The 25,556-nt window shown below is 58.6% G+C and carries 29 protein-coding genes; 9 read left to right on the top strand and 20 right to left on the bottom strand.

What is annotated here, in order from left to right:
• Window positions 1-2: 2 nt before the first annotated feature.
• The 3 genes from GEM_RS20040 to GEM_RS20030 all read right to left on the bottom strand — a co-directional run bounded on the left by GEM_RS20040 (window position 3) and on the right by GEM_RS20030 (window position 2,220).
• Window positions 3-488, bottom strand: a complete 486-nt coding sequence (locus tag GEM_RS20040) for a phage terminase small subunit P27 family (RefSeq protein ID WP_014899205.1) — start codon at window positions 486-488, stop codon at window positions 3-5.
• A gap of 146 nt (window positions 489-634) precedes the next feature.
• Window positions 635-991: an HNH endonuclease signature motif containing protein gene (locus GEM_RS30310; RefSeq protein ID WP_014899204.1), complete on the bottom strand. Its 357-nt coding sequence runs from the start codon at window positions 989-991 to the stop codon at window positions 635-637.
• Between the two features lie 293 nt (window positions 992-1,284).
• Window positions 1,285-2,220 (bottom strand): hypothetical protein, encoded by a 936-nt coding sequence (locus GEM_RS20030; RefSeq protein ID WP_014899203.1) that lies wholly within the window; start codon window positions 2,218-2,220, stop codon window positions 1,285-1,287.
• A gap of 158 nt (window positions 2,221-2,378) precedes the next feature.
• Here GEM_RS20030 and GEM_RS20025 point away from each other — a divergent pair, with 158 nt between their 5' ends.
• Window positions 2,379-3,593 carry a potassium channel family protein gene (locus GEM_RS20025; protein ID WP_041490759.1) on the top strand — a complete coding sequence of 405 codons (1,215 nt, stop codon included), beginning with the start codon at window positions 2,379-2,381 and terminating at the stop codon, window positions 3,591-3,593.
• Between the two features lie 215 nt (window positions 3,594-3,808).
• On the opposite strand, the gene GEM_RS20020 is transcribed toward GEM_RS20025, so the two are convergent.
• From GEM_RS20020 to GEM_RS19980, 10 genes are all read right to left on the bottom strand, one after another.
• Window positions 3,809-4,234: a hypothetical protein gene (locus tag GEM_RS20020; RefSeq protein WP_014899201.1), complete on the bottom strand. Its 426-nt coding sequence runs from the start codon at window positions 4,232-4,234 to the stop codon at window positions 3,809-3,811.
• Between the two features lie 43 nt (window positions 4,235-4,277).
• Complete coding sequence (locus GEM_RS20015; RefSeq protein ID WP_014899200.1) at window positions 4,278-4,526, bottom strand: hypothetical protein; 249 nt, start codon at window positions 4,524-4,526, stop codon at window positions 4,278-4,280.
• A complete protein-coding gene (locus tag GEM_RS20010) occupies window positions 4,523-4,795 on the bottom strand; it encodes a hypothetical protein (RefSeq protein WP_272148441.1) in 273 nt (90 codons plus the stop codon). The genes GEM_RS20015 and GEM_RS20010 overlap by 4 nt, the downstream gene beginning before the upstream one ends.
• 62 nt (window positions 4,796-4,857) lie before the next feature.
• Window positions 4,858-5,301, bottom strand: a complete 444-nt coding sequence (locus GEM_RS30305) for a nuclease domain-containing protein (protein ID WP_014899198.1) — start codon at window positions 5,299-5,301, stop codon at window positions 4,858-4,860.
• Complete coding sequence (locus tag GEM_RS20005; protein WP_148283872.1) at window positions 5,298-5,615, bottom strand: hypothetical protein; 318 nt, start codon at window positions 5,613-5,615, stop codon at window positions 5,298-5,300. The genes GEM_RS30305 and GEM_RS20005 overlap by 4 nt, the downstream gene beginning before the upstream one ends.
• Window positions 5,616-5,629: 14 nt before the next feature.
• Complete coding sequence (locus GEM_RS20000; RefSeq protein WP_014899196.1) at window positions 5,630-6,193, bottom strand: hypothetical protein; 564 nt, start codon at window positions 6,191-6,193, stop codon at window positions 5,630-5,632.
• Between the two features lie 169 nt (window positions 6,194-6,362).
• Entirely contained in the window at window positions 6,363-7,370 is a 1,008-nt protein-coding gene (locus GEM_RS19995; RefSeq protein ID WP_014899195.1) for a helix-turn-helix domain-containing protein, read from the bottom strand.
• Window positions 7,367-8,221 (bottom strand): ParB/RepB/Spo0J family partition protein, encoded by an 855-nt coding sequence (locus GEM_RS19990; RefSeq protein WP_014899194.1) that lies wholly within the window; start codon window positions 8,219-8,221, stop codon window positions 7,367-7,369. The genes GEM_RS19995 and GEM_RS19990 overlap by 4 nt, the downstream gene beginning before the upstream one ends.
• A 20-nt stretch (window positions 8,222-8,241) precedes the next feature.
• A complete protein-coding gene (locus GEM_RS19985) occupies window positions 8,242-8,538 on the bottom strand; it encodes a hypothetical protein (protein ID WP_014899193.1) in 297 nt (98 codons plus the stop codon).
• 257 nt (window positions 8,539-8,795) lie between these two features.
• The gene (locus GEM_RS19980) at window positions 8,796-9,095 is read right to left on the bottom strand and encodes a hypothetical protein (protein ID WP_014899191.1); all 300 of its coding nucleotides are present in this window, start codon (window positions 9,093-9,095) and stop codon (window positions 8,796-8,798) included.
• Window positions 9,096-9,238: 143 nt separating this feature from the next.
• Here GEM_RS19980 and GEM_RS19975 point away from each other — a divergent pair, with 143 nt between their 5' ends.
• Together GEM_RS19975 and GEM_RS30300 are read left to right on the top strand one after the other, a co-directional pair.
• The gene (locus tag GEM_RS19975) at window positions 9,239-9,490 is read left to right on the top strand and encodes a hypothetical protein (protein WP_014899190.1); all 252 of its coding nucleotides are present in this window, start codon (window positions 9,239-9,241) and stop codon (window positions 9,488-9,490) included.
• 359 nt (window positions 9,491-9,849) lie between these two features.
• Window positions 9,850-10,230 carry a helix-turn-helix domain-containing protein gene (locus tag GEM_RS30300; RefSeq protein WP_041490756.1) on the top strand — a complete coding sequence of 127 codons (381 nt, stop codon included), beginning with the start codon at window positions 9,850-9,852 and terminating at the stop codon, window positions 10,228-10,230.
• 599 nt (window positions 10,231-10,829) lie between these two features.
• Here the strand turns inward: GEM_RS30300 and GEM_RS30295 are convergent.
• Window positions 10,830-11,978 carry a restriction endonuclease gene (locus tag GEM_RS30295; RefSeq protein ID WP_014899188.1) on the bottom strand — a complete coding sequence of 383 codons (1,149 nt, stop codon included), beginning with the start codon at window positions 11,976-11,978 and terminating at the stop codon, window positions 10,830-10,832.
• A gap of 166 nt (window positions 11,979-12,144) precedes the next feature.
• Entirely contained in the window at window positions 12,145-16,032 is a 3,888-nt protein-coding gene (locus tag GEM_RS19955) for a hypothetical protein (RefSeq protein WP_041490755.1), read from the bottom strand.
• Between the two features lie 1,173 nt (window positions 16,033-17,205).
• Here GEM_RS19955 and GEM_RS19950 point away from each other — a divergent pair.
• On the top strand, window positions 17,206-17,499 hold the full coding sequence (locus GEM_RS19950) for a hypothetical protein (RefSeq protein WP_014899185.1): 294 nt from the start codon (window positions 17,206-17,208) through the stop codon (window positions 17,497-17,499).
• Between the two features lie 261 nt (window positions 17,500-17,760).
• Here the strand turns inward: GEM_RS19950 and GEM_RS31435 are convergent, their stop codons facing one another.
• Entirely contained in the window at window positions 17,761-18,405 is a 645-nt protein-coding gene (locus tag GEM_RS31435; protein ID WP_014899183.1) for a hypothetical protein, read from the bottom strand.
• Between the two features lie 196 nt (window positions 18,406-18,601).
• On the opposite strand from GEM_RS31435, the gene GEM_RS19940 reads away from it, so the two are divergent.
• Window positions 18,602-19,459 (top strand): hypothetical protein, encoded by an 858-nt coding sequence (locus tag GEM_RS19940; protein ID WP_014899182.1) that lies wholly within the window; start codon window positions 18,602-18,604, stop codon window positions 19,457-19,459.
• Between the two features lie 18 nt (window positions 19,460-19,477).
• Entirely contained in the window at window positions 19,478-20,176 is a 699-nt protein-coding gene (locus tag GEM_RS31430; protein WP_014899181.1) for a hypothetical protein, read from the top strand.
• A 33-nt stretch (window positions 20,177-20,209) separates the two neighbouring features.
• On the opposite strand, the gene GEM_RS31425 is transcribed toward GEM_RS31430, so the two are convergent.
• The gene (locus GEM_RS31425) at window positions 20,210-20,746 is read right to left on the bottom strand and encodes a hypothetical protein (protein WP_148283870.1); all 537 of its coding nucleotides are present in this window, start codon (window positions 20,744-20,746) and stop codon (window positions 20,210-20,212) included.
• On the opposite strand from GEM_RS31425, the gene GEM_RS30290 reads away from it, so the two are divergent.
• The 3 genes from GEM_RS30290 to GEM_RS19925 are packed head-to-tail and all read left to right on the top strand — an operon-like array spanning window position 20,745 to window position 22,712.
• Window positions 20,745-21,383, top strand: coding sequence for a hypothetical protein (locus GEM_RS30290; protein ID WP_014899179.1), 639 nt, complete (start codon window positions 20,745-20,747; stop codon window positions 21,381-21,383). The genes GEM_RS31425 and GEM_RS30290 overlap by 2 nt on opposite strands.
• Window positions 21,358-21,633, top strand: a complete 276-nt coding sequence (locus tag GEM_RS19930; RefSeq protein WP_272148440.1) for an excisionase — start codon at window positions 21,358-21,360, stop codon at window positions 21,631-21,633. The genes GEM_RS30290 and GEM_RS19930 overlap by 26 nt, the downstream gene beginning before the upstream one ends.
• A complete protein-coding gene (locus tag GEM_RS19925) occupies window positions 21,633-22,712 on the top strand; it encodes a tyrosine-type recombinase/integrase (RefSeq protein WP_014899177.1) in 1,080 nt (359 codons plus the stop codon). The genes GEM_RS19930 and GEM_RS19925 overlap by 1 nt, the downstream gene beginning before the upstream one ends.
• A 63-nt stretch (window positions 22,713-22,775) precedes the next feature.
• On the opposite strand, the gene GEM_RS19920 is transcribed toward GEM_RS19925, so the two are convergent.
• From GEM_RS19920 to GEM_RS19910, 3 genes are all read right to left on the bottom strand, one after another.
• Window positions 22,776-23,012, bottom strand: a complete 237-nt coding sequence (locus GEM_RS19920) for a FitA-like ribbon-helix-helix domain-containing protein (protein WP_014899176.1) — start codon at window positions 23,010-23,012, stop codon at window positions 22,776-22,778.
• A 277-nt stretch (window positions 23,013-23,289) separates the two neighbouring features.
• Complete coding sequence (locus tag GEM_RS19915) at window positions 23,290-23,967, bottom strand: hypothetical protein (protein WP_014899175.1); 678 nt, start codon at window positions 23,965-23,967, stop codon at window positions 23,290-23,292.
• 790 nt (window positions 23,968-24,757) lie between these two features.
• Window positions 24,758-25,531, bottom strand: a complete 774-nt coding sequence (locus GEM_RS19910) for an SDR family NAD(P)-dependent oxidoreductase (protein ID WP_014899174.1) — start codon at window positions 25,529-25,531, stop codon at window positions 24,758-24,760.
• Window positions 25,532-25,556: the final 25 nt, after the last annotated feature.

Here is a 25,556-nt window from a genome sequence, read left to right as displayed (position 1 = left end):
AATCATTTGCCGAGCAGCTTCGCGAAAGGGTTGTCGGGTGTTTTCGGCTTCGCGCCGACCAGGCGCTGCCTGCTCGCCGGGTCGAGCCCCAGCATTGCGCCGAAGCTCGCCATTTGCGCCGCGGCCTCCTTCACAACGGTCGCAGCCGGATTCTTCATCGGACTGCCTTGCGAGCTGTCAACGACAGGGCCGTTGCGAGTCAACTCGTCCTGAGCAGTGCGCCAGTTGCCGTAGGCTGCACAGAAGATTTCAACAATGTGCAGGTCGGTCACTTGCAAGATTTTTTGCCCGCAAAGCAGCGGAACAACGCGCTCCCACATGTCACGCGCCTCACCGGCAATCCACTCCGGTGGCTCGATGTTCGTGACCAAGCCGAAATCAGGCTCGTCCTTATTCAGCGCGCGTTTGCCGGGATTTCCCGCAGCGACTTTCCGTGCGGTCGGCTTGGGTTTTCTGCCCCGCCCCGGCACTGACGCGATACCTCCCACTGGCCAACTCCTGAATTTTTAATTTCGCGGGCGTAAAAATTCGACGAAGCGGGCGGTCCCGGAGGTGACGTCTACCAGACTTTTTCACCCCCCTCCCGCCTGAGCATCCCGCCGGGCGGGCAACCACCGGCGCGGCCGCTCCCTCGTCATCGCAACCGCTCGCGGGCCGTCTTCGTCGCGTGACAGTCACGGCAGATCGCTTGCAGGTTCTCGTCGCGGTCGGTGCCTCCCTGTGCCTTCGAAATGACATGGTCAACCGCAGTGGCGAGCGTCAGGCGCCCTGCTTGCAAACAGGGCTGACATAGGCCGCTTTCGCGGCGCAGGATCCGCAACCTGATCCGCTCCCACGCGCTTCCGTATCCGCGCGCATGGCGATTGCCTCGAACGGCATCGGGCTTCCACTTGACGGTCTCATGCGCGTGTCGATCGCAGTGCGTCTTGCCGTCCGCGACTAGCGCACCACATCCCCGATGCTTACACGGTTTCAGCGTTCGTATCGGCATAGACCTTCCTCATGGCGATTTGCGCACGTAAACGAAAAAGCCCGCGCGGCTAACCGGGCGGGCTTCGTTTTGGGCGCACCTCGCGCCCGACGTCGTCAATATAGCGAAACGAGAAGGGGTTTACAAGCACTTTGTGAGTATCAGTCTGCACCAGACCAAACAGACAGCAGCAGAGCGACTGATGCGGTTCAGCCAGCAAGCGACGGTCACGTACACGCCAGACCAGACCTCTGAATGTCTAGTAGGAGCAAAATTCGGCCTCATCCCTTGGGCGACGCGCCTCAAGGCTTCACTCAGAGCGTTGGCGGCAAGATCAAATCTTGCCGTGCCGGCACGAGAATACCACCAGGCGAAGTCGTGAGATTCTCGCTGACCTCTAAGGCGATCGCCTCAATATAGTCGGATCGTAATTGGACCTGCTGCTTGTAGGAAATATTGATGTACTCGCTGTAGTCTTCAATGTATCCCTGATCAATCCCCAGTGCGCCAGGGTATGTAATCCGGTTCAGCGCATCCAGGGCTTGTTCGTGCGTGATTTCGCCTTTTTGGGACATCGCGGTGAGCAGTCGTCGGCAGACCTCATAGCTGTGCTCGCCGGTTTTATGCTTCAGCATCGTGAGCACGTGTGGATAGCGGCCAGACAGCACTGGATCGATAACCTCAGATCGTTCGTCCCCCTGTATCGCCTTTGCCTGTATGCCAGCGAGAGCGCCTGTATCTACTTGGCGGGCCAACTCAGCAGCCCCGGCCTCGTTCACCCTGTAAAACTGAAGGTCAAAGGGGCTGCCAGGATTATAAAATGTAGCCGTCAAAGGTCGGTTCTGGAGCCTACTATCGGCAGTGATGAACGGGATGTATTCGTTGACCATCTTGTCGGTTACGCGACCAACAGTGCGGTTGGTGCACCAAGCCAGCGCTCGCCGCCCAACGACGTCCGGGTGTTCTCGGCATAGTCGCGCGAGCATCGCTTCAAAGACCAAACCTTTGAACGAGGCTACGGGGCGCTTCGTGTAGATCGCCCAACTCTGCTTAAGCGGATCATAGAATGCATTCCCACTAGCCAGTGCGTCCTGCAGTGTCACATGCCGATACTGCATAGCCAGCAGTTGGAACTGAGTCTCGAACGGGAGACTTGGATCCCGAGCGCGAATCGCTGAAGGCGCAACAATGACCTGAGTTGGCAGGCTTACGATAGGAGTGGGAGCTTCATAATTGAACGCTTGGTTCATGCTTCCGTCCTGCTTTAATCAGAAATTTAGAGCTGTGCATGATGCCACACTTGACATTTGACGGCACGGATTGTCGGTTGCGCCGAAAGTCTGCTTCGAGCCGTGCATTTACTCGTAGCGAGCAATAGTGATTGTCAGTCGCACCCGATATTCGGATAATGATGTCGGTTATCGGCCATCGAATCACCACTCGGACACACGTGAAAAATAAAATTTCTACGACCAAGCAAGTCGGTTTTGTTTTCGATTTGCTCAAAGAACACGATATCCACTCGGCAGACGAATTTAGAAGACTTATTGACGGCAAGATGTCTCTTCACGGTAGCGTAACGTTCGCGATTCTGCGTGACGCGGATGTGCCCCTGGATAGCGAGAACCGTTGGTATGACGATGAATTCGAGTTTCGCCAAACAATCTTTGATTGCGAGGAAATATCGCTCAGAAACTCTTCAAAAATCAGATTGCACGACTGCATATTCCTTGGGTCGCTCTTCGTTAGCAACGGAAACGATTCCATCGCGACCGAAGTGTATATGGATAGCTGCATCGTCGAGCGAACACTACAGATACGGGTTGGAGAGAATGACGCGTCCAGCGTTGGCCTTACTGATGTGTTCAGCGAAGAGCTTCGTATCGTGCAATCTCATGTCTCCGAAATTGGAATCTTCGGCGGCGCATTTGGCGGGACAGTACTTGAGCGGAGTGAGGGGGCGCAATTGACTGTGATGAGCGATTCGTTAGGAGAATTTCAATTTTCGGACTGTAACTTCAATCGGGTTGCCTTCCCTCGAGGACAAGTGAATGTTCATGCGCTACCTCGGAGGCATTTTTTGACGCGGCTCTTCACTCAATGCCACAAATTTTGCGCTTTCGACGCAACATCCAAAGCGAAATATTCGGATTTGTACTGGGATCAGCGATCGAACCAGGAGCGTATCCGAAAGCTGATTGAGACATACGATTTTTTTCTCAGTCAAACGGAATTGCGTCACAGCAAGCTAGATGCGTCTCACGTGAAATACCTGCGAGCACTCGCCGAAAGCCATTCACACGGCAGCCGGTGGTTTGTGTTTGCGACCGGAGCGTTCCTGAAGCCGTCGAGAATGCTTCTGCTGTCGGCCGTGATGTTGAGTGCGTTTGCTGCCATTTACATGCTCCCGTTTTGCAAGTTCGTGACGGCAGGCTCGAACGTGCCTGGCTCGTTGAATATTCTTGACGCCATATATTTTTCGTGCGTTACGTTCACAACGTTAGGCTATGGTGACATCGTACCTCTCGCCGGGGCACGTGCGATAGCCATGACTGAAGCCCTTCTTGGAATCGTGATGTCAAGCAGTCTCGCGGTGAGCATCGCGAGGAGATACATTGAGTAGACGGCTGAGAGGTCGAGATTCACCCCGACGTGCTCAGCCCGTCGGGGCTGGCCTCGCAGTCGACGGGAATGCACTCTGCGGACCTTGCCAAAGATCGTACGCTCTACGTTGCGAAGAGCCCTTGACGCTTTAGCATGGCGGAACGCTCTTCAGGGTCGATCACTGCCCTTGGTGGGCGGGCATCGACAAACAGATCAGGTCCAGCCCTGCCCGTTTTATGCCGGCTGCGGCTCCTTCAGCAGACCGCGCGCCCTCACGCGCCAATACAGCGCTTCCTTCGCGGCCTGATAGCTCGCATGTGCGTCCGACAGATCGAGTCCGCGCGGATTGCTCCAGACTCTTGCGCCGCAAGCCTCGTTCATCACACCGATCATCTTCGTTTTCATGTGCCGTTGAATCGCGGCCCGTTCCTGCCACGTCAACGCGTCAACGCACACGTCAACCTGTTCCGCCCGCTTCTTCGCCGCCTTCCGGTCGGCCTCTTCCGATCGCTCATCGGCCGTCAACGTGCGTTCGTCTTCCGAGAAGCCGCGGCACGACGGATCGACGCGCCCAAAGCCAAGGCTCGGCACGTACCCTGCCTGCCAGTCGTACCATTCGCCGAGCAGTTCTTCGATCTGGTTGCTTTCGTCGATCGTCATGTTGTTCCTGTTTTCGAATTCATGAGAGGCTGACCACCAGTCGTTACATGACGACCGTGAAGTTGATGCCGTAGTGCGTGAGCCAGTCGCCTATCGCATGGCGCATCGTCCGGTTGCGGGGCCACGGAAACGAGATCTGCATCCCATGTTCCGTATGTGTGATCTCACCGCTGAACGGGCATTCGTCGAATGCGATGAGATCTGCGTCAGTTACTCCATCGCGATGGCGAATCGCCGAGATAAGCAGCCTCTCGGGCACGTCGCTGTACAAGATGCATGCGGCAGCGCTCATGCCTCGTCCCTCAAATCGATTTCGAGCGTGCCACTTGCCAAGAACTGCCCGAGCACACGCGACTTCTGGTTGTCTATCCAATACAGCTTCGTTCGGAACACTCCCGGCGCGACCCAGCGCGGATCACCCTTCGCGATATGTGTTCGGTACATCTCAGGAACAAACACGTCCGCTTCAACCGCCGCCACCAGTTGCCGCTTGACGGTCGGAATGCGCGCCAGCCGAAATACCGTCGCGTCGATCTTTCGCGTGATCTCTGTGATAACCATTGCCCCCATACCGCGCTTACGGGGCGTGCTACGCATCCCCGCCGGGATATGCACCCACATCCTCACTGACAATTTGCTTCTCCCATCTTTCGAGCCCGCACCGGCGCCCATTCCTCGTATGCCCGATCCCACACATCGAACTTGACCTGCTTGGGTGTGCCAACGCGGTTCTGATCGATCCACGCGTGACAGGGTCCGCAGCCAGGAACCGTGAATTCGTTTTTCGCCTTCATCGCCCCAGCCTTCCCGTGGCGCGATTGGTTCGAGTGACACGGCACCACGGTTTCGTCGATCGGATTCCGGCGGCAAAGGCCTGGCACGCGCAGGTAACACAGTTCGCCGCGGCAGGCCTCCAGATACTTCAGGCCTTCGGCGACGGTGGGCCGTCTCGGGCGCCGTCTCTTCGCCACCTGCTGCGGAGCCGGTCCCGGCAACGGCGCACCTTTCCGGGCCCATGACCCTCGCGACATCGGCTTCGTGCGCGGTTTGAATCCGGAGCGCTTCATGCCGACGCTCGCGCAACATCGACCATCGAGCGGATCGCCGGAATGGCCGTGGCAATTCCAACCTCGAACGCGACGTGCCGACGTTTGTCGGCCGGCATCACCTCGATCGATGCCGGGAACGTCTTGCCCGTGAGATGTAGCTCGTAGCCCTTACTGCTGCGCCGCCCGAGCCGGATATACCCGGTCGAAATCAGACGGTTCACAGTGCGCTTCATACTGTCGGGCGTCGATCGGAGCTGCGACGAAAGCACCCGCAACGTAATGCCAGGGTTCTCTACAAGCCGCTCGCAGATGCATCGCTGCGTGAAGCTCATCCTTTCGTCGCACATCAAAATTCCTCCGTTTGCCAACCGCCGCCGTCCTTTGCACGACCGGCCGTCACTGCGATGAACCGCACCGGGTACTGATCCGCAGCGACCTTCACCTTCACTCGCGCGTCGTCTTGCCAGTGGCCTTTCACCTCGTGAGCTTCGAGCTGGCCGCTCGCGAGCATTACGGCGAAGTCCGGCGTGTAGAACGTGTTGTCGGCGAGCCGGAATTTAATGCCCTCGAATCGGTACCAGACGATCTCACCGGCCTGCTTCCGGGCCTCGAGATGATTCGCGTAGCGCTGCTCGGTCTTGTTCATCTCGCCGGCCTTCAGGCGTCCAAGTGCTTGCATGCGAGTCTTGGCGTCAGACTGGCGATAAGCCGGCGTTGCCACCGACGCGGTACCGATTCCGTCACTGATGTCGTCGAAACCGGCGTCGACCTGCGGTCGGTTCCCCGTCGCGTCAAAAACGGCCTTCTGCGCCGCGGTCATCTTCGAACGCGAGTCGTCGCGCACGCGCGCTGTGCCGACCTTCGTCGTACCCGCATCAACGCGCATCGGCCAAGTGGTTCGTTTCGTCATGCCTTCCTGTCGCTATCCACGTAATTCCTTAACTCACGGCGTGCTGTCTCGGCTGCCGTGTCCCCAAAGCGTTCGCGCACTGACGTGATGAGCGCGTGCGCCTTGCTGTTCCTGCCAGCCCGAGCGTCCAGCACTGCGGCCATGAACCGCTCGCGACACTCGCCGGCCGTCATTCCGCTGCCTGCTGCGCGCTCTGATCGCGCGGAATGTCATTGAAAAACGCGTACAGAGCTTCGTAGCGCTCTTCGCTTTCGCGGCTCACCGTACTCAGCATGTCTTCCATCCACTCGCCTGGTCCGGCTGCCTTGAACACCCGCGCCTTGTACTGCTCGAAGACCTGATTCGGTTTTTCCTCGACACCAAGCTGCTTGCCGTGCTTACGAATACCCGGTGCAGTCTTCCACCAGTCCGGGGCGACGGAGGTATCGGCTCCTGACGAAGCAGCGGCGACGTCGCCCTTCAACAGAAACAACCCCGTCCAGCCACGCAGCACGGCTTCTTCGATACATGCCTTCGGGTCTTGCCCCAGCGAACGCAGCTTCGTCAGTTTGCGGAGGGAAACCACGGCCGCCGGTCGCGTCCACGGTGCGTCCTTGTGCTTCGCCTCGCGGTGTTCGCACCACATGTCCCAATCCTCGAACGCGAGCCAATCCGGGAGTTCCATCGCCTGCAGCTCGCCGTGAGCCGCAACTTTCAGCGCACGTCGTGCGCCTTGGTGGTTCTCTGACGGTTCCTGTGGTGGTTCATGGTGAATCGGGTGCAACCCATTGCACCCTTTTGCGAAACCCATTGCACCCTTTCCGTCGTTCGTTGCACCCTTTTTGCTGCTCGTTGCACCCTTTCCTATGGGTGCATCCGTTGCACCCTTTGAGCCAGCGGAAATGGGTGCAATCTCTGCACCGTTTATCCAGTCGGGATTGATGCGGTACTCGCAGGCGCGACCACGACCGCCGCCCGCGTTGGCAACCAGAATCAACCAGCCGCGTTCCACCATGCTCTTGAGCTGGTACTGCACGGCACGCACCGAGCGGCGCGTCTTTTCCGCGAGCCTTTCGATGCTCGGGAAGATGTGCTCCCCGTTGTCGTCGCAGAAGTCGGCCAGCTTCAAGGCGAGCAACAGTTCGTGGTCCTCGCCCGGATACCGATCCCACACCATTGTTTGGACCTTGATGCTCATGCAGCCCCGTCGATCGACATTTGCCGAGGATCCGCAGGCTCGGTAGCCGGCGCCGCAGCGTCGATCCCGAGAACCCACCGCAGCACGTCGGCACGCTCACCTGTCGCCTTCTCGAGCTCGGCGGCGATCTGCTTGCGGGTGCGCATGCGCGGGGCCGCGTCGCCGGCCAGCACAGCCTTCTGTGCCCGCGACTTCGCATGCCCTTCCTTGCCGTCAGCCGCTGCGATGACGGCCTGCACCTTCTGGCGCTGCTGATCCGGCGTCAGCTTCGCGAGCTTCAGCGCGTTCGAGACGGTGATCTGGTCAGCCTCGAGCGCGTCACGGACGGCAGCCGTGCAATCGAGCAACTTCAACTGCTGGCGGACCGTCGGCACCTCGACGCCGAACATGGTTCCGACGGTTTCTTCCGTGTGGCCGACATCGAGCATGCGCGCCATCTTCTCGGCGCGGTTGATCGGCGAATCCTCTTTGCGGATCTCGTTCGTGCTAACCATCACGGCAGAGAACGACTTACCGCCGTCGTTGATAACCTTCTGCGGGATGGCCGGGATTGTGATCGGCGGCTCGCCGGCGGCGATCAACTGCCGATTGAGCTCGCGGGCATTGATCACCCGCGTGCGGCCGTCGATGACCAGGTTCTTGCCGGTCTCCGGATCCTTGTAGAACAGCACCGGCTTACGCACCCCGATCGTGCGGTAGTTCAACACCGTCTTCGGGTTCGGCTCTTGATGGACGCGCCGGTCGTACAAAGGGTGCGACGGGTCGACAACGAGCTCAAGGTCGTTCGGGTCCATCGCGAGCGCAGTTACCTTGCTCTGCGCGCCATATGCTTCAACGGAGCTTTTTGCCACGTTTCCTCCAGAAAGGTGATTCAGGCCGCCAGCGCGTCGGGCGGCGAATTGCGATCCGCGAAATCGGGATCGCCTGGTGATCGGATTGAGCCGTCGGCGCGGTGCCAGCAGTACAGCGAACCGCGCCGATGCCAGAACCAGTAGCCGGCGCACGTGCACGCCATCAGGCGCGTGTTGCGCTTCTGCATCCAAGAGTCGATTCGGAAATCGCGCCGGCCGCAGACGTCGCATTGCGGCTGCCGCACGTACTCGTCCGGGCGCTTCTTCAGCACCCGGCGCGTCTCGCATTGCCGGCAGCGGCAATGGAAGCGGGCCATCTCAGTGGCCGCACGGCACGGAGCCGTCGAGGGATTCGGACGCCCCGCACGACAGACACTTGCGCGGATATGTCGGGTGCTGGCTGGCATCGCGAACGATGCGCTGAACTTCTTCCGCGATCGCCGGCTTACGCGCCTGCGTATCGGGCGATTCGTTGATCTGCTTGGTTTCCATAATTTTCAATTTCTCAGGATTCCTAAACCTAAACAGAAGCACTCTCCTTCGAAAACGCTTTTGCCTGGGCCCGTCGCCTACATCACCACCGGCCGCCGCACTCCCCGAATCCTTCTCGTGCGCAGTGGCAGTTCACCCCCACCTTGCTCATCGTCGACAACCCGTCGAGGTATTCGCGCGAGACAACTCGCAGCTCGAGCGCGTTCAGTCCCGCGTCGATCTTGTTGATCGGCACGCCGAGATTCCCCGAAAGGAATCGGCTTACCTGCGAATCGTCCCAGCCGAGCGCATCAGCGACCGGCCCGCGACTGCGCGGATCGCTCAGCGCCTCCCGGAATGCCCGCTCAATGCTGGGTCTCCGGATGACTTCAATCGTGTTCATAGCAACTCAACTCCGTTCAAAACTGATTGAATGACCTTGCAGGTCGAATTTCCTAAACTGCGTACATCACAACTGGATGCGAACCACCGCTATGCGAGAATCGAAGCCTCTGACTTCTTCAACCACCACGCAGCGGGGTTCACATGACCATGAATCTGATTCCCGAGAGCGGCGCCTTGGCGGACTTGAGTGCCAAGGTCGACACGCTGGAAATTGCTTTGCTGACCGCGCTCAGCCTACAAACCAAGCCTCAAGCCGAGGCATTCTTGAAGGCGTTCGAGCAAAACGTCCAAGCCCGAGAATCGATCAATCGAAACGCGGAAGACCCGCTCACTTGGAAGGAGCGTCTTTCCCCCCACGCAAAGCGCCTGATTCAAGCGATGAAACGTCGATAGCTCCGTGGCCGCGCTCAGCCTCCCAATCGAGGCGAAGCGCCAGCCGGATCAACCGGACAACCAGACGTGCGTACAGGCGCTTCATGCGATCTGCGCCTTGCGAATGCTCGCCACATGTGAACCGTGAAGCTCCACCACTCTGCTTGCGATCTTGTGGGACGTACGCGCCCCCCTCGTTCCGTTGAGAAGTGCCGAAACGAGCGATTGAGAGCACGGGATCATCCTGGCAAGTTGCGTCTGGGTAAGGCCCGAGCGAAGCAGTTCGGTGATGGCGATTTGAATATCCATACGCCGAGTATCACATTTGTGTTTGATTGCGTCAACACAAATCGAATGGCACTACCTATTACGATTGTGATATGTACACATTAGCCGACAGACTGAAGTGGGCGCGCCAGAAGGCAGACTTGTCCCAAGAAGAGCTTGGCAAGAAAGCCGGCGTATCCCAGTCGACCATAGGTAACTTGGAGGCTGGAACTCGCAATAGCGCCCGACGCCTCCCGCAGATCGCAGCTGTTCTGGGAGTCAACGCTCTATGGCTTGCCGAAGGACGAGGCGAGCCAGCAGCAAATTCAGAGGCCTGTACGACCTACGATGACGCGATCACGAGCGCGAGCGAATCAGCCCGAGCAGTGATCGACGCCATCATAAAGGCCGATCAAGCTGGCGAACCAGAAACCACATTCAAGCTGATACTTCGGATGCTCCGCGCATCGGACAATCTCGGCGCGGGTGACTAACCGCCTTTCCGCACGGCACAGCAATCTCCGGCGGCAGCGGCTCAAGAGATGAATCTCGAAATCCATACCGAGATGTGATGATCGGCTCTCGGGCCGATAACGTAACACCGAGCACCGCCCTTCCCAGAAGGCAAACGGCCCAGCGGCCATGTTCCTCCCTCCACCCTTCGACGACGACGATCTCATCGATCAATGCAGGATTGATCGAATGGATCACCCTTGCCAGATCCCCCGGTTTGCACCGAAGGTGCGGTGTTGCTTCTTCCCTCATCAGCCGCCCTCGTATTTCATTAATCTCACAATACTGTATATACATACAGTAGTTTGCCAAGGAATCGAGGAGCTTTCAACCAACTTTGGCGGATGCATAAGATCGACAGACCACGGCTGCCTCTCGTCAGGCATGGTCCGCAGGCGATCTGTCTCCTATCTGGCGCCAGTCGAATCTCCCCTCAGGAAGAAGCGCACACTGACGCCAGAAGCTGGAATTCATTGCCGTCGAATCAATTCTGCCTACGACAAATAGGGCTGACTTGAGCAAGAGCTGAGCTCGATCCGCCAGCATCGATTTTACCTTTCCTTCCGAAAGCAAGAGACGCCTACGGGTGGGGCGGATGCAAGGGACGCCAAGTCACGCCTTCTTCGTGACCGACCAATTCGAAAATCCGCGCCTTGGGATCTTCACTCGAAATTCCCATAGGATTCGTCAGCCGCAACGTAATCGCCACGCCTTCGCGACCAATAGCATCGTCAGGTTTTTTCGAAAGATCGACTGCGATCTTCGGTGTTGGATCACCCATGGAAAACTTAATTTCGTTTGCGGTATGTTTTGCACTCAATGGTGTAATAGCGTTTGCTATGACATTCTCCAGCACCAGCGGATATTTTTCGCCCCGATTTATTTCCAATTCACTTTCGATTCGCAAATATTGCATTTGGAAATCGATCTCGTTGATCATTACGACCGTTCTATTGAGAAAAAATAAAGCTGTCGGACTCTTGAAAATGATCTTCTGCCGTATGCTGGAAGGCTTCCCGTCCCAGAAATTTCCATCCTGTGTACGCCAAGTATCCAAGAGCAGTTTCAAGAGATTATTTGCATGCTCTCCTCTCTCGAAAGTAACGACTCCATTCCCATGTTCTATTCGCGAGTAGCGATACAAATTTAGTTCCGGATCAAAATCGTCAGCGCTGTCAGGAGCTCCGACATCGGACAATTTCGCCGCAAGCAGATCCGCCGCAATTTTTTCAAGACCAGGTTCACACACAATCGTTGCATTCAACCTGATATCAACTGGCCTCGAACCGTGCATAAAAATTCTGACTTTGATCACTCGTCCGGTGTAGCCAAAGTCATCATCCATGGAGGGTCGGATGAGAAACAGATCTATGCCCTTGCTTTTTGCGTAAAGTTCGGCGCCGGCCTCAAAGCCAACGGTTGTAATGACAGCGTACTTGTCGAGACTGAGATCGTCACGTTTTGCTGCTGCAACATCGATAATGTCGCCATTAACCTTGTTCGACCAGTATTTACATTCCACACCAAGCGAGAGGATGTGAGGCTTAAACCCGAAGGTGACTAGAACGTCAACCTCTCGATTGCGCCCGGACGCTCCTTGAGCCTTGTAGCTTCGGACCACATCTACGGCGCTGTCATTCTGTGCGTACAGGTCTTTAACGAATTCTTCGAATGCTTGCCAGTTATCGATTCCTGCGATTCCCGCAATGACGGCCTTGTCGTATTTCACTGCTATTCCCTCCAGGATCGCTTGTGCGAGGTCTTAAAGCATGGGCACCGGGCGAGTCTATGTCACCAAACTGTGCCGCTGTATCGGACTGTCAAGCTGTTGTTCGGCCGGTCGCCTCTGCTCTGTTCTCCGTCGTGCAAACGCCGGCTAATCAAACTTCGCTCCATCAAGCATCTTCCCCTTCAATCCGCTTGGCTGACGCGATGCGCACGTCGAGCGTGCGGCGCGTTTCCTTCGCCCACTGGGCAAGTTGGGAAACTGGATGGCGGTACCAGGTCTCGAGAGGAACGAAGTAGGCCTCTAGATAAGGGATCAATGAACCCGACCAGGCGCCAATATGGAGTCGGCTGGCGAGCGCATCACGAAACGCCGCATGCTCGCCGTACCTGGCCGCAAGTCTTTCCATGGCGGGGTGCCACATCATATTTCCAGTATCATCTTTGTCAAAGAGCGGATAGAACTCGCAAAGAAATGGCGAGCGGTTTGGCGCATCGGCATCCGCCCATGCGAAACACTCTGACTCTGGAATGCCGTACAAGGGGCCTGCGCCGTTCTCGCTATCACCTTGGCGCCTAAACCCTCTGCTTGACTGGCCGACGAGCCGAGTCAGGCGGGATCGCTCAGTCGGGGTGGCGCGCTCCACAAATCGCGCAACCATTTCCCACAACTCGAGCGGCCGTTCCGTGACTAGGAGTTTGACGACCTTCCGGACCGCATCATCAAGCGCATCAAATGCATCATACTTGCTGAGTACGCAGAGACGCACGAACTGCTCGCCCAACTTCGCCGCGAAACGGTCGTCAAGTGCAGCATGTTCGTAAAGTAGCCTGGCCATGTTTTCGAAAAGGTAGCCGTCCCGGTTGCCGCGCCTGACTTCCCCCACTAGCGTCGATGATACGAGAATGCTTTTCGAGCGTTCAACTAGGTCCTGATCGAAAACAGTCCGACCATGCTGGTACATCGTGATGATTTCAAGGGCAGACCAGATGCCTTCCCCTTTGTGGTTGTTCGCAAGTTCGTCGACTAACGGGAGGATCTGATTGGCGTTCAAATGCGCTAGTCCTTGGCCATATGATAGATAGACACACTCAGCCGCGGCCAGGGTCCCTGCCTCGACTCTCTCGACGATTTCCTTGAGCCGCTCCGCCGAGATTTTCACGGCTGTGTAGATATTGATGGCTCCGCGTTTTAGCGCGTCGCACTGGAGCGCCAGTCGCACGCACTCGTCAGCAACGCCACTGTCGCGATCGTCGATACCGCCGAGCATGCCCCGAAGAAATCCTAGCCCCTCCAGATTCGCGGAGGCGCTAACCACCCCGACAGCAAGCCTGAAGGTCGCCAGCGGATCAGCGAGATTTCTCGCCAGCTCGTAGCCAAAGGGGTGGGAATTGTTGAGCTTCTGAGGCGCAATTTCGCGAACTGCACGTGCGACCAGTTCATCATCCTGCGCAATCTGCACGGCAACCTCTTTGGCCTTTCGCGACGAATATTCGAAGTCCAGAGTGGCACCGTCACTCTGGTCGTATTCCAGATCGGGGTCGTAGAGGTCACTCACCCAGAACTTTGTGTAAAGAAGGGCGAGGTGAATCAGATCCGTCGGCATCAACTTGTCATACAAAGCCCTTACTCGCCCCTGCAATTCCTCTGGATAGGCCTTGCGGTCAAAATAGAGCCACGATCCAACCGCCTGAATTCCTTCCAGCCAGACTCCGCGCCGCTGCGCAACGGCATTCGCGGCTGTCTCAATTTCGGCGATGAGCGGTTCGCAGATTATTCCCCGCAGACTCATTGCAAGAACTTCATCGCAGCGGCTCTCGAAAGACGCATACGTGGAGCGAATCCGCTCAAGCGTAGCGAGGCTTCGTCGATGGAAATCAAATACCTCCTCCCAAGTTTGCGGATGCCAATCCCGCAAGGGCGGTTGGCTGCCGATTTCCTCCGCGCCTGCGATCCGGGAAGAATATGTGCGACCAAGGCTCACCTCGAGCGCCTCGATGCATACTGCAATGATTCGCTCGTCGCCAGATGCGATGCCATGATCTATTACCGCAAACCTCTCCGAAGGTTCTGCCTCGGTGCCGCTAAAATCTATTTGAAGCAGCTGCTTGAACTGACCCGTTGCGTTGTTGCTCCAGTTTTCCGTCTCGACTGCTGCGAGACGCATCAGAAGGTGAGCTGCCAAACCGAACGACTGGTGGCGAAAGACAAGTCTTTCGAGCGTGTGCACGAGAAAACGCCGCCCTTCTCCAATCCCCCCGAGTTCATCAAGTGGCATCTCGCCGAAGACTCGCCATACTGTTTCGGCGCAGGCGTTCGGTGCGACATGAGATAAGGCATGCAGGCATTGAGCTCCAAACTCAGAACTCAAAGCGGCCAGCGTCCCGAAACGCCCTTCTCGCCCTACCAGCCTTTCGGCCACCGAGACGGCGGTGCGCGTCCGATCAAAATACCGCCACTGCGCTAAAAGTGCGACCACCAGCTCATTCGGAGCAGACTCAATGAAATGGATGATCGTTTCGGTGCGCAGTAGCTCGATTCTTCTAGCTCCGAGAAAGGCAGCGATTGGCAATGGCTGCGCCCGAAAGAATGGACCGCGGCGGTCCACCAGTTCGTGCTTCGATGCCGCGGACAGGTGTTCATACATTTCGTCACCGGATTGCCGCGCGAGCCGTTCGGCAACGAGATCGAGTTGTCCTGCCACGTTGGCTTCAGCCCCTACGCGATCGAATAGTGCCAGGCATTCGACGGCGCGTACTTGTTCCCGCCCGCCAACGCCACAGCCAGTCAAGACCCGTTCGACCACGTCCTCCATGGACTTAAGTGCCGGCATACCTCCCAGATGATTGTCCGTGGCAAGAACGGCGATTCGGGGAAACCCGCCACTAAGATTCTTGAGGTAAGAAATCGTTGTGCCGTCGCTTGTCGGGGCCCGTTGTCGAATGATTCCTTCAACAAGCGCATCATCGCTTCTCGACACAGAAATATTGAGAACACTCTCCGCTGTAATCGTGCGCTCGTCTATATCGATCGTGATCAGTCGAAGTCGACTACGCGCGTCAGACACGATGTCCGCCAGAACTGACGCTGATTCACGCGGGCACTCATCGATAACGACTAGCGCCGGAACGCTTCGCCCCACCATGGCTTCGATAACTTGGAGGAGATGCTCCTGTCCAATGCTCCGAAAGTCGCAGTAGATCGCCGACACGCCTGTGATGACTCTTTCTAAGGTGTTCCGGTCACGGAATAGCTCATATACGAAGCGGGACTTGCCGATCCCGGAAGGACCGATGACTCGAACACATCGCTTCGGCTCAGCTATGTGCTCAAAAATGCGCTCGCGTGCCTGATGGGAATTCAGCAAATCGCCGGAATGGGCGTTTCCGTTGCCACTCTCTCCGACGTCATAGCGGGGAGCCTCATCATCGACGAACCGGATGGAAGCAAAATCGGCGCGTCCGCCCCAACTGTCAATCGTCTGGAACCCGCCCAAAGGAAGGCCGGTCTGTGCTTCGTTCAACCAGACCGCGACGGAAGGATGCTGGCTGGCCCAGGCTGCGATCTGATTGGCGTCATAGATCATGATCCCAATCAGATCGTCGGGATTCGCGCCAGCCTCGAGAATGCCCTCCCTGATTCCGGCGAGGCGCCGAGTTAGCTTGTTACCAACGATCGCAGCCGACGTAAATCCAATATATGCACCGCGTGCGGCAATCGCGGCCGAAACGGCGTCGTTCAATACCCGCGGCACACCTTCTCTCTGTGAGGCCTTTGTCCAGACCTCCCTCTTCCAGCCAGCTGGCTCGGGATCTGTTGCTTTGGACTGGAATACATTCATGCGGCAAGGGAGGTAGTCGGTGTCTTCATTCCCACCGCTCCAGTGCACCCGGGCATCCTCCCCGCCGTCCGCAATGGTGATCTGCAGGGGCACGGAGACGCCCCGCAGGGCTATCCCTGCGCTTTGTGCTTCGGCATGAAGTAGCTTTCGCAACAATTCGACCAGTTGCAAGCTGTTCAGAGATTCAATCTGGGTGGGTGAGATATCGAAAATCATTTTCCGTGTGCTTGCATAGCGAACGACACCACGCCGTAACGCCGATTGACTCAGAGTTTAGTCTGTCGGTTCGCATCGAACACAAGTTTCGGTCGTGACGAACTTCTTGCTGCTCCTTGCGACGCTAAGATTGGACTACACGACGCATTTGAGCCGCATTAACGCGATCGGCATGAGTTCCCATGTCCCAGGAACGTTGCACCTAGGGCGAATGTCCTGAAGCGCGAGACCGCTGCCAACCTTGGATAGTTGCTCCTGTCAATGTATGCGCCGGATAGACATTGAGGGGGCCGGGGGAATCTCTAGCCTGCGGAAATCGCGTAGCCGGATGGCTCTTGAACCTCGAAAACGGTCGTAGCCACTACAGCGACTCAAATGACGGCTTTTGGGGTCGAGCGGTAGCCGTCATGAGCATCCGGAATGACAGACCGAGGTGACAAAGGAAATGTCATTCCCCCGCGAATCTCGATCGACCAATACCCCCCAGGAACTGGCCGCTACCAGACAACAATGGCCTTCGAGGCCTGCTTTGGAGCAGTTTTCTGCGTCGAGGCGCATATCGCCCCAAGTCGATATCGTTCATAGATTTGCCTCGATCGCTTCGCACACTGCAATCACAAATGTGTTGACACAATAAATCACGTATGTGATTATCAATCTCAACGCAGGACAGACCGCTGCGCCACCGCCTCAGCGGTCGATCTTTAAGAGTGCTAGTGCGCCGGGACCGCAGTACAGGGAGCAACCGGCCGGCCCAACGGTGTGGCCGAGAAACGGGGTAGCGCCCGACACCGTCAACAGCTTTCAGTGAGGACGCCTCAAGCCGTCGCGGCGGCTCTAAATAGCCCGTATACATGGTCACCTCGTAGTGGAACCGAGGCGTCCTCCCTGAGTGCTGTTTTCTCTCTTGCCCTCGACGCCGCACATTCTTGAGAGAACGGACCGCGCTGATCGAATGGCATTGCGCAGGTAGTGCCCTTCCGTGAGCGCAGTCAGGCCGCCAGATATCTAATCGGCCTCAATACACTTCGGATAACGAATTTATTTCCACATTGCTTATTGGCACTGGTCTAGGTGTCTTTGCTACTGCAATGCTGTTCGTCGTTGCGTTTGATCTCCGGCGGAGATACGGCCGCAAGCGCAACGACTAACAAATGACGAAGAGAAACGAAGATGGAAACCACCAACAAGGAACAGATTTACGACGAGCAAATCTCGCCGCTTATGACCCAGATCATTGCGATCTGCCAACAACACAAGATCCCGATGCTCGCGTCCTTCTCCATTCCAACTGAAGCCGATCCCGATCTCGCATGCTCGACGTCACTGATTGGCAACGGCTTCGAAGCGCCGGAGAGCTACACCAGAGCACTTCGCGAGCTGCGTCCCGAGCTGTTCCGTCGACCGGGACTGATGATCCGGGCCGAGCACGGCGACGGAAGCATGACGCTCACCTCCGTCATCTGACGCCGGCCTCCCCAACTACAACAACGCGAGATGACCATGAATCGAGATTGGATTCCGCTCTGTCTAATCGCCGGCCTCTATCTGCTCGCCGGCGCCATCGCCCCTCCGATCGACTGTCTCATGGGAGTGTGGTCGTGAAAGCTCTCCTGATCCTGTGGCTTAAGAGCCTCGCCGTGCTCATCGTCGTCGTGCTCGTTCTCGCCACCACCCAACAATGGGATGAGTCCGCGCGCTGCACAAGTACCTACTGTACGTACTCTCTCATTCGATCTCAGGAACCCCAAGCCTGATGCGTTTGATTCCATCAGAAAGCTCTTCAAAAATGAGCATCGCTCGTTCCTGAAAGGATTGCCATGGTGCTGGATCTTCTTTTTTTTCAATTCCAGAGAACATACCTTCTTTAGACGCATAGTCCTGCGCCAACGCGAGTACCTCGTCGGAGAGTTGCCGGGCATCAAGCAAGCAAGTTACCGATCTGAAATCTGGAAACACATGCACAGGCAGTTCAGCAATCGCAGTATGAAGCTGGTCAAATTCGTCTCTGCGTCGTTGCCTACGGCTAAGGTCCTCCTGCTTCTGCGCTTTTGCTAGATGGCTCGCCAGGGACTGTGTGTTTGAGTAGAGGCGCAAAACAATGGACTGAAGAAGTCCATAAGCACGTGTGTCGCTCTCACGCTCGTGTTTTTCGGCGCTTTTTCTGGCGTGATCTGTCTGGTGGTACGCCGCCCAGATAGCTCCAATTACGGCCCCAACAGTACCAATCGCTTGCGCCCATGAAGCCCATTCGCCTGATCCGCCGGGCATGTGCACAACTAAACAAGCGAACGACAACCCCAGAGCAAATCCCGCGAGACCAACGGCCGTCTCACGCGTCTGTTGCGCCGAAAGCACTTTCTTTGCGCCCATTGCACCCCCGCATGTATTGGTGCAAATCCTAGCACGACCACCTTACCCCGTAGCCACGCGCATTCCGGTGCCTCGGATGCGTGGCTTTTTCTTGTGGGCGGCTTGTATAGCGCCCGCTCTTTTCGTGTTTCCCCTGGCAGTAGCACTTTGCAGGCGTCCTTCGTAGCGCCCGCTTCTTTTCTCATTTGAGGATGCGATGACTTCGCGTAACCCATACCTGATCGAGGGACCGGCGCAGATCTGCTTTAGCGGCGGACGCACGTCGGGATACATGCTGCATCAGTTGCTCGAAGCGAATGGCGGCTTGCCTGACGACTGCATCGTGACGTTCCAGAACACTGGTAAGGAGCGCGAGGAAACGCTCATGTTCATCAATGAGTGCGCTCATCGATGGCATGTGCCGATCACCTGGATCGAGTGGGACGGTTTCGAAGAAGGATCGCGCTCCCGGTGCCACGTCCGGATCACGAATTTCGAAACGGCCAGTCGGAAAGGCGAACCATTCTCGCGCCTGAATGACGCGCTTGGCATCCTGCCAAACCCGGTGATGCGCACCTGCACCGCAAACCTGAAGGTGAAAGCCGGCCGTGCGTTCATGCTTTCGCAGGGTTACGACGAATGGGACAACGTCATGGGGATTCGAGCCGACGAGCCGCGGCGCGTCGCACGTCTCTTAGCACCCGGTCGTGACAACGGTGGCGGCATTCCGAATCTGCCACTCGCGCGTGCCAACGTGCGCAAGGCCGATGTTCTCGCGTTCTGGCGCACCCAACCGTTCGACCTTGCACTCGATCCGGAAGGCGATTTCGGCAACTGTGACGGCTGCTTCCTGAAGGCGCGGCACAAGATCGTTCGCGCGTTCGTTACGCGGCCCGAGCTAGCTGCCTGGTGGATCAACGAGGAATCGCGCCCGTCCGGCGCCACGTTCCGAAACGACCGTCCCTGCTATTCCGAGCTGCTGCGCGAAGCCGAGTTCTATGCGAAGCAGATCCCGCTCGAATTTCCCGAGCACGAAGACGATGACACGCTCATCGACTGCATGTGCGGCGACTGACCACCTGAGGACCACACCATGACCACCCACAACGAAAAAAGCCCGCTCAACCAAATGGAGAGCGGGCAAGAAAAAAGATCAGCATCCGAGGCTCGAGCGCTGTCCGGAGAGGATAACGGCGGTTCGCCGGAAAACTTGAGCGACAAGAGCCGTGCTGATGCGCTGACGGACCTACTGAAAAGCATCGCGACGAATCTCAATGCCGGCCTTCCCGGCATCGCGCTTACTCGCGCCGAGGCCGCCCTCGAACTGCTCGCCGCATCCCATGTCGAGCAGCCAGAAAAAAGCCCCGCTCCCCTGGGAGGGAGCGAGGCAGCAGGCCGGCGGATACAAGCGAATTGCCCCACCAGCGACATTTTTGAATCCCCACCTCCATCGAACAATAGGGAATTCCCGACTTCAATATCCGAAAACGATTGCGAGCATCGGATTGCTCTTGCGCCTTCGCAGCCCGCAGCAGCGCCGATCCGCGATCTGATCGCGAACGACGCATATGCAATGTCATTTGAGACGATGGGGCAATATCGCGCCGCGCTTCTGGCTGAGTGCGATGCACCTGTCGAGCAGCCCGCAGCAGCGCCGAACCCGGACACAGAGCTTGGCGCGTTTGTGCGCAGGCTCGTTGCAGCGCTTGCAGACAGTCCGAAATCGTTCCTCGCGAACGTGCAGCGTGCGATCGAGGATCAGGCATCGGCCACGCCGAAGCACAAATCATGAATTTCCGGAGGGACTACGATGAGGCGCTGCGCCCTACGGCCGAAATGCCGAGCGCGCTGGGTCATGATTCTCGAAGTGATGTCGCGCCCTTCCGGCCACCTCGCGAAGATTATCGATTTCGCCCTGGCTCGCAAGCCATTCACGCAGACGCATGTCGACAGTCAGGTCTCCAGTCGGGAAGAAATCAAGACTTGCTGCCGTTGCCAGACGAAGCTCAAGAATCGAAGTGAGCAGCGAGTACGGGCGCACATCTTCTAGTCGAATTGCGTTAAGAGCGTGAAGGGCGAGTTCGCGCACAAGGCGATTCTCGCGCGTCAAAAAATACTCTCGAGCGTCGTCCAGCGCTGTCGTCGGCTCGCACGGCAAGTCCATTATGAGTCGAATTGCCTCGTTGGCGATTCCATGCCAACCGCCAAACTGGAACTTTGCACCTTCAAGTTCCCGGTCTTGTTCGCGCTTGCTTTGAAGGTGATGTTGAAAAAACACCACCCCATAGGCTCCTGCGATAGCGAGTATCGAAGCGCCAGTCTGTGCCAATGACAACCAATCCGATCGATGGAATGAATCCATGCGTGAACTCCCGATTTTGTTTTCCGGCCCGATGGTAAGGGCCATCCTCGACGGCAGCAAGACGCAGACGCGGCGCGTGATGAAGCTGCAGCCCGATGCTCGGACGACGGAAGTAAGCGTGTGCCGCGATCAATGGATGGGCATCGGCCCGTCCGGAATCGGCGTCGGCACTTCTCAGTGGGATCCGTGGCGAAAGTCTCGATTCGCTGCCGATTATCGGCTGTGGGTGCGCGAGACGTTCGCCCACATGTACCGCGGCAATACGACTCCAGAAACGCGGCGAGATGACGATGTGGTTTATAGAGCGGACGGCTTCACTCCCGACGAATACGTCTATGGCACTTGGAAGCCGTCCATCCACATGCCTCGCTGGGCGTCGCGCATCACGCTCAAGATCACCGGCGTGCGCGTCGAGCGGCTCCAGCACATCAGCGAAACGGACGCACGCGCGGAAGGCGTGACGATCGAAGAACATCTCGCGCGCGGCTACTGCGCCGGCGCGGATCGGCCGCCGAGCATCCGCGCCTACCGTGATCTCTGGGACGGCCTGAACGCTGCGCGCGGCCACGGCTGGGAAGCAAACCCGTGGGTCTGGGTCGTCGAGTTCCAGCGTGTCGCCCAGCCAGCCGGAGCCTGAGATTGCAGGAAGCAGCACAACGGATATTGGAAGTGACCCGGAACCAGTGGGGAATCAATTGAAAATCAGACTTAGCGATTGGCTCGCACAAGAATTCAGCCCGGCGCCTGCCATGCGCACGGCGTCGCGGTGGATCAAGGATGGGAAGATCTATCCGCCGCCGATCAAGGTCGGCAACGCATACTACGTCGAGCAGAACGCCGTCTACCAAGACAACATGCGCCCTCGCCTTATCCATAGGATTGCATAATGGCAGCACGCCCGCGCGTCCGGACCCGCGCAAACTGGCCGGAGCATCTGCATGAGCCGCGCCCGGGATATTTCACCTGGTACGACCCGCGCACGAAGAAGACTCACGTGCTGGGTCGCATCCCGCTCGCTCAAGCGATCTACGAGGCAACCGAGGCGAACATGCTCGTCGCGACCGGGAAGTCTGCGAAGACCCTGGCTGAGCGCGTCGAGAGCGATTCGCCCACTTTCAGCGAGCTGCTGAAGAAGATGCCGGTCTCCGAGAAATACAACACCGCGCAGAGCAGGAAGCTCTCGGACGGACGGCTGGAGGCGAAGCTCGGCAAGATCAAATGCGCGGAGCTGACGACGAAGCACTTCGCGGACATTCTCGAGGCGATCGTCGCAGACGGGAAAATTGCCCTCGCCAAGGTTGTGCGCGCACGCAGCATGGCCGTGTGCCGGCGTGGCGTATCTCTTGGATGGATGAGCGCTAACCCGGCGCTGCTCACCGAGGGGGTGAAGTTCAAGACGAAGCGCAGTCGCCTGACGCTCGAGACGTTTCAGAAGATCCTGGCGCAAGCGCCGACCGTCACGAGCTGGCTGGAGAACGCGATGTTGCTGGCCCTCGTATCAGGCCAGGACCGCTCGACCTGTGCGCGCTGGGAGCGCTCATGGGTCAAGCATGGCCACGCACGAGTCACGCGCCAGAAGACTGGCGTTGTCGTCGAGATCCCGACGACGCTGCGTCTCGATGCAATTGGCATGGCGCTCGCCGACGTGATCGCACGCTGCAAGAAGACCGGCGTCATCAGCCAGTACCTGATCCACTACACGACCAGAAAGAACGGAACCGTGCCGGGTGCCCCGGTCGGTCTGGCGGTCATCTCGGCTGCTTTCGCGCGGGCCCGCAGAAAGGCCAAGATCCCGGATGAGAATGCCCCGTCGTTTCACGAAATCCGGAGCTTGGCGAAGCGCCTGTACGACAAACAGGGAGGGATCGACACGAAGGCTTTGCTCGGCCACATGTCGGATACATCGGCGGAAACCTACGCTGACGCACGGGGGATTGAGCCCATTCGGGTCAAGGTGAGTTCTTAACGAATTCTGAACAAGTTCTGAACACGTCCTTATGCAACAAGGGTTTCCGGCCGATCGATTGTTTCAATCAAAAACACGCCTGACCTCGCCGGAATCCTGTACACGTTGGAAATCCGCGTCTTCGCCGACATCGGGCATGCTCATCAGCACTTGCGCGAATGTCCGTCGCTTCGGCCGGCCGAGTGCATCGGCCAGAATGGCCCGATGTTCGGCCTCGGCACTCCTGCCATTGGCCGCAGCCTGCTCGCGCAGGCTCTGAACGATACTGTCATCCACGTTACGCACCAGAAGATTTGCCATGGGTCCCTCCATCCAGGTTGCTATCAATGATAGCAACGCGACGGTGAATTGCAAGCATTGCTATCATCGCCACGATCGGACGGAAGACGGTGGTCGGCGTTGGCCGGCGGCAGCGGACGGCATGAATCCGCCTACCTTCCGCCGCCGACCCGACGCGTCGAACTGCTGTTGCGCAAGGTAAGCCGAATCGGGGCGACGAGGAAGACGGCCGAATGGCCATGCCACCGACGGGCGGCCTGCGCAGACGCGCACGGCCGCGCCGTGACGCGCGCGCGACTCAGAACCGATACGAGATCCCGATCTGCAGGACCGGATACCAGCGATACCGCGACATCATCCGGTTCAGTTCGTCGAGGCCGCTCTCGGCCAGAATCTGGCTCTTCTTCGGACCGGCCGCGGCGGCCAGCTCAGGCGACAGCGTGTACGAGCAGCGCGGGATCCCGTACGCGACGCCCAGGTCGGCGACAAAGCCGAACCCTTTCGACGCCGGCCGATGCCCGTAGCCGATCCCGACATACGGCATCACGGTCGGATAGCGCGCCTCCGCGACCGCATACATCCCCGGCAGCGCCGGATAGCGCTTGCCGGCGAACACGAAGGTGCCGTTGTCAGGCACCGACACGCCGCGAATCTCGTCGTCGTTGAAGCGCAGCCCGATGGTCGCGCGAAAGCCGCTGCCGTGCCATGGAAAGATATCGGCATACAGGCCGCCCTGCCGCAGCTTGATGTCGTCCTGGTAGCGATTGCCCGCCACCGTGAAGTCATGCGTCAAGTTGATCGCATTGAAATCCGCGTGCGCGCCCAGCACCGAATTGAAGCTCACGGCCGCGCCGATGCCTGCGCCCTGCGTGCCGCCCTGCAGGTAGATTTCCTGCGCGTGCGCGCCGGCCGCGAACACCACCGCCAGCGCTGCCCATTGGTTCACTGTCATTTTCACGGGCGTCTCCCCCGACATGTGCCAGGCGCGCCTGCCCGCCGCATGCGGCTCCCGCCGCCATGCGTAGCGCGTTCCCCCGGCACGACACCTTGCAAGCAAGCTTGCTGTTTGACGGATCGAACGTGCAGCACCCGTTCGTGTCGCCGATGCGACGCATCACGCGTCCGACGCGACGGGCCGCAAAACCCGCGGCTCGACCCGGTCCCCGATATTTCGATGTCGTTGCGTGCCGCTCCCGCGAATCGTTGCCATCAGTCACGGTTGATACGAGCGGCACCGCCCTCACCGCAAAGGGTGTGCCATGCGGCGCAAACCGGCGCCGGACAAGCGTTGCAGGCAAACAGCCGGGGGTGACGCGGGATGGAATCGGCGGAAATGTTTCAGGAACGCATCTGTGTTCGGGACTTCACCACCGTGCACGAGGCAGGCAGCGCGGTGCATCAGGCGCCGCGACGCACGTCGGACAAGCGCGCGCGACCGTCGGCGCACGCGAATCGCGACGGCCGGCGAGCGCGTGTGGCGGCACGGAGGAAGGAAAAACGTTTCATTGACGTGACCTCGCGCCGAGCGCGCGCGGTCGGGATGCGAGACCGTGCGGTGCGGGTCAGGGTGAACACCGATGAAGGTGCGTACACAACCAGTCGTGGGTGAGACGGAGGTTCATGCGCGTCGACGCATGCAATGCCGGCAGCCGATCCCGGGCGCCCGCGATCCGCTGATTCGGGATTCATTCGGCGCTGACAGCGCCCGGGACAACCGAGGCATCCCGCTGGCGAGCCCGCTCGTCAGGGCGGGCTTCGTCCATTCGCTACAGGCCGTAGCCGCCCGACACGTTCAACTGCTGCCCGGTGATGTAATTGGCGCGATCCGACGCGAGGAATACCGCCGCGCGCCCGATATCGTGCGCCTTGCCCCAGCGCTTGAGCGCGAGCATCTTCTGCGTCTCGTCGATCCACGCGCGGTCGAACTGCCCCTGTTCGAGCAGCACCGGAAACATCCCGGCCTCGATCACACCGACCAGGATCGAATTCGCGCGGATCTCGTGACGCCCCTCCTCGCGCGCGAGCCCCTTTACCAGCGCCTCGTTCGCGGCCTTCGGCGCGACCGACAGCCCGTCGCGATCCGGCCAGCGCAGATGCCCGGCCGAACCGAGCGTCACGAACGACCCGCCGCCCGCTGCGCGGAAATGCGGCAACGCGGCCTTCGCCGCATTGAAGAAGCCGACCGTTTCGACCTCGATCGCGCGGCGCCAGTCGTCGTGCGTCATGTCGCCGATATGACGCTGGTTCACGAACGGACCGGCCGCCCACACGATCGTATGCACGCGGCCATGCGCTTCGATCGCGGCCGCGAGCGCGGCAGCGACCTGCGCTGGATCGGTCACGTCCGCGCAATGCGTGGTAGCCGCTACGCCTGCCTCGCGAAGGTCGCGCGCGACGCGCTCGACCACCTCGGCCTTGCTGCGATAGCCGAGCGCGACCGGCACGCCGGCGCGTGCGAACTCGAGCGCGACGCCCTGCCCGATCCCGCCGCTGCCGCCGAACACGAGCACCGCGCCCTGCGGAAATCCGTTGTCGTTCATTCGTTCATCCCGTTGAAGTGGCGCA

This window comes from Burkholderia cepacia GG4 (genome assembly GCF_000292915.1).
Classification (GTDB): domain Bacteria; phylum Pseudomonadota; class Gammaproteobacteria; order Burkholderiales; family Burkholderiaceae; genus Burkholderia; species Burkholderia cepacia_D.
Note: the sequence above shows the minus strand (reverse complement) of the source record. Positions and strands in the feature narration are given on the sequence as shown.

Bases quoted from the DNA above. Each gene is read 5' to 3' on its own strand.
- GEM_RS30310 (WP_014899204.1), bottom strand. From the start codon at position 991: ATGCCGATACGAACGCTGAAACCGTGTAAGCATCGGGGATGTGGTGCG.
- GEM_RS20030 (WP_014899203.1), bottom strand. From the start codon at position 2,220: ATGAACCAAGCGTTCAATTATGAAGCTCCCACTCCTATCGTAAGCCTG.
- GEM_RS20025 (WP_041490759.1), top strand. From the start codon at position 2,379: ATGATGTCGGTTATCGGCCATCGAATCACCACTCGGACACACGTGAAA.
- GEM_RS20020 (WP_014899201.1), bottom strand. From the start codon at position 4,234: ATGACGATCGACGAAAGCAACCAGATCGAAGAACTGCTCGGCGAATGG.
- GEM_RS20015 (WP_014899200.1), bottom strand. From the start codon at position 4,526: ATGAGCGCTGCCGCATGCATCTTGTACAGCGACGTGCCCGAGAGGCTG.
- GEM_RS20010 (WP_272148441.1), bottom strand. From the start codon at position 4,795: ATGGTTATCACAGAGATCACGCGAAAGATCGACGCGACGGTATTTCGG.
- GEM_RS30305 (WP_014899198.1), bottom strand. From the start codon at position 5,301: ATGAAGCGCTCCGGATTCAAACCGCGCACGAAGCCGATGTCGCGAGGG.
- GEM_RS20005 (WP_148283872.1), bottom strand. From the start codon at position 5,615: ATGAGCTTCACGCAGCGATGCATCTGCGAGCGGCTTGTAGAGAACCCT.
- GEM_RS20000 (WP_014899196.1), bottom strand. From the start codon at position 6,193: ATGACGAAACGAACCACTTGGCCGATGCGCGTTGATGCGGGTACGACG.
- GEM_RS19995 (WP_014899195.1), bottom strand. From the start codon at position 7,370: ATGAGCATCAAGGTCCAAACAATGGTGTGGGATCGGTATCCGGGCGAG.
- GEM_RS19985 (WP_014899193.1), bottom strand. From the start codon at position 8,538: ATGGCCCGCTTCCATTGCCGCTGCCGGCAATGCGAGACGCGCCGGGTG.
- GEM_RS19980 (WP_014899191.1), bottom strand. From the start codon at position 9,095: ATGAACACGATTGAAGTCATCCGGAGACCCAGCATTGAGCGGGCATTC.
- GEM_RS19975 (WP_014899190.1), top strand. From the start codon at position 9,239: ATGACCATGAATCTGATTCCCGAGAGCGGCGCCTTGGCGGACTTGAGT.
- GEM_RS30300 (WP_041490756.1), top strand. From the start codon at position 9,850: ATGTACACATTAGCCGACAGACTGAAGTGGGCGCGCCAGAAGGCAGAC.
- GEM_RS19955 (WP_041490755.1), bottom strand. From the start codon at position 16,032: ATGATTTTCGATATCTCACCCACCCAGATTGAATCTCTGAACAGCTTG.
- GEM_RS19950 (WP_014899185.1), top strand. From the start codon at position 17,206: ATGGAAACCACCAACAAGGAACAGATTTACGACGAGCAAATCTCGCCG.
- GEM_RS31435 (WP_014899183.1), bottom strand. From the start codon at position 18,405: ATGGGCGCAAAGAAAGTGCTTTCGGCGCAACAGACGCGTGAGACGGCC.
- GEM_RS19940 (WP_014899182.1), top strand. From the start codon at position 18,602: ATGACTTCGCGTAACCCATACCTGATCGAGGGACCGGCGCAGATCTGC.
- GEM_RS31430 (WP_014899181.1), top strand. From the start codon at position 19,478: ATGACCACCCACAACGAAAAAAGCCCGCTCAACCAAATGGAGAGCGGG.
- GEM_RS30290 (WP_014899179.1), top strand. From the start codon at position 20,745: ATGCGTGAACTCCCGATTTTGTTTTCCGGCCCGATGGTAAGGGCCATC.
- GEM_RS31425 (WP_148283870.1), bottom strand. From the start codon at position 20,746: ATGGATTCATTCCATCGATCGGATTGGTTGTCATTGGCACAGACTGGC.
- GEM_RS19925 (WP_014899177.1), top strand. From the start codon at position 21,633: ATGGCAGCACGCCCGCGCGTCCGGACCCGCGCAAACTGGCCGGAGCAT.
- GEM_RS19920 (WP_014899176.1), bottom strand. From the start codon at position 23,012: ATGGCAAATCTTCTGGTGCGTAACGTGGATGACAGTATCGTTCAGAGC.
- GEM_RS19915 (WP_014899175.1), bottom strand. From the start codon at position 23,967: ATGTCGGGGGAGACGCCCGTGAAAATGACAGTGAACCAATGGGCAGCG.
- GEM_RS19910 (WP_014899174.1), bottom strand. From the start codon at position 25,531: ATGAACGACAACGGATTTCCGCAGGGCGCGGTGCTCGTGTTCGGCGGC.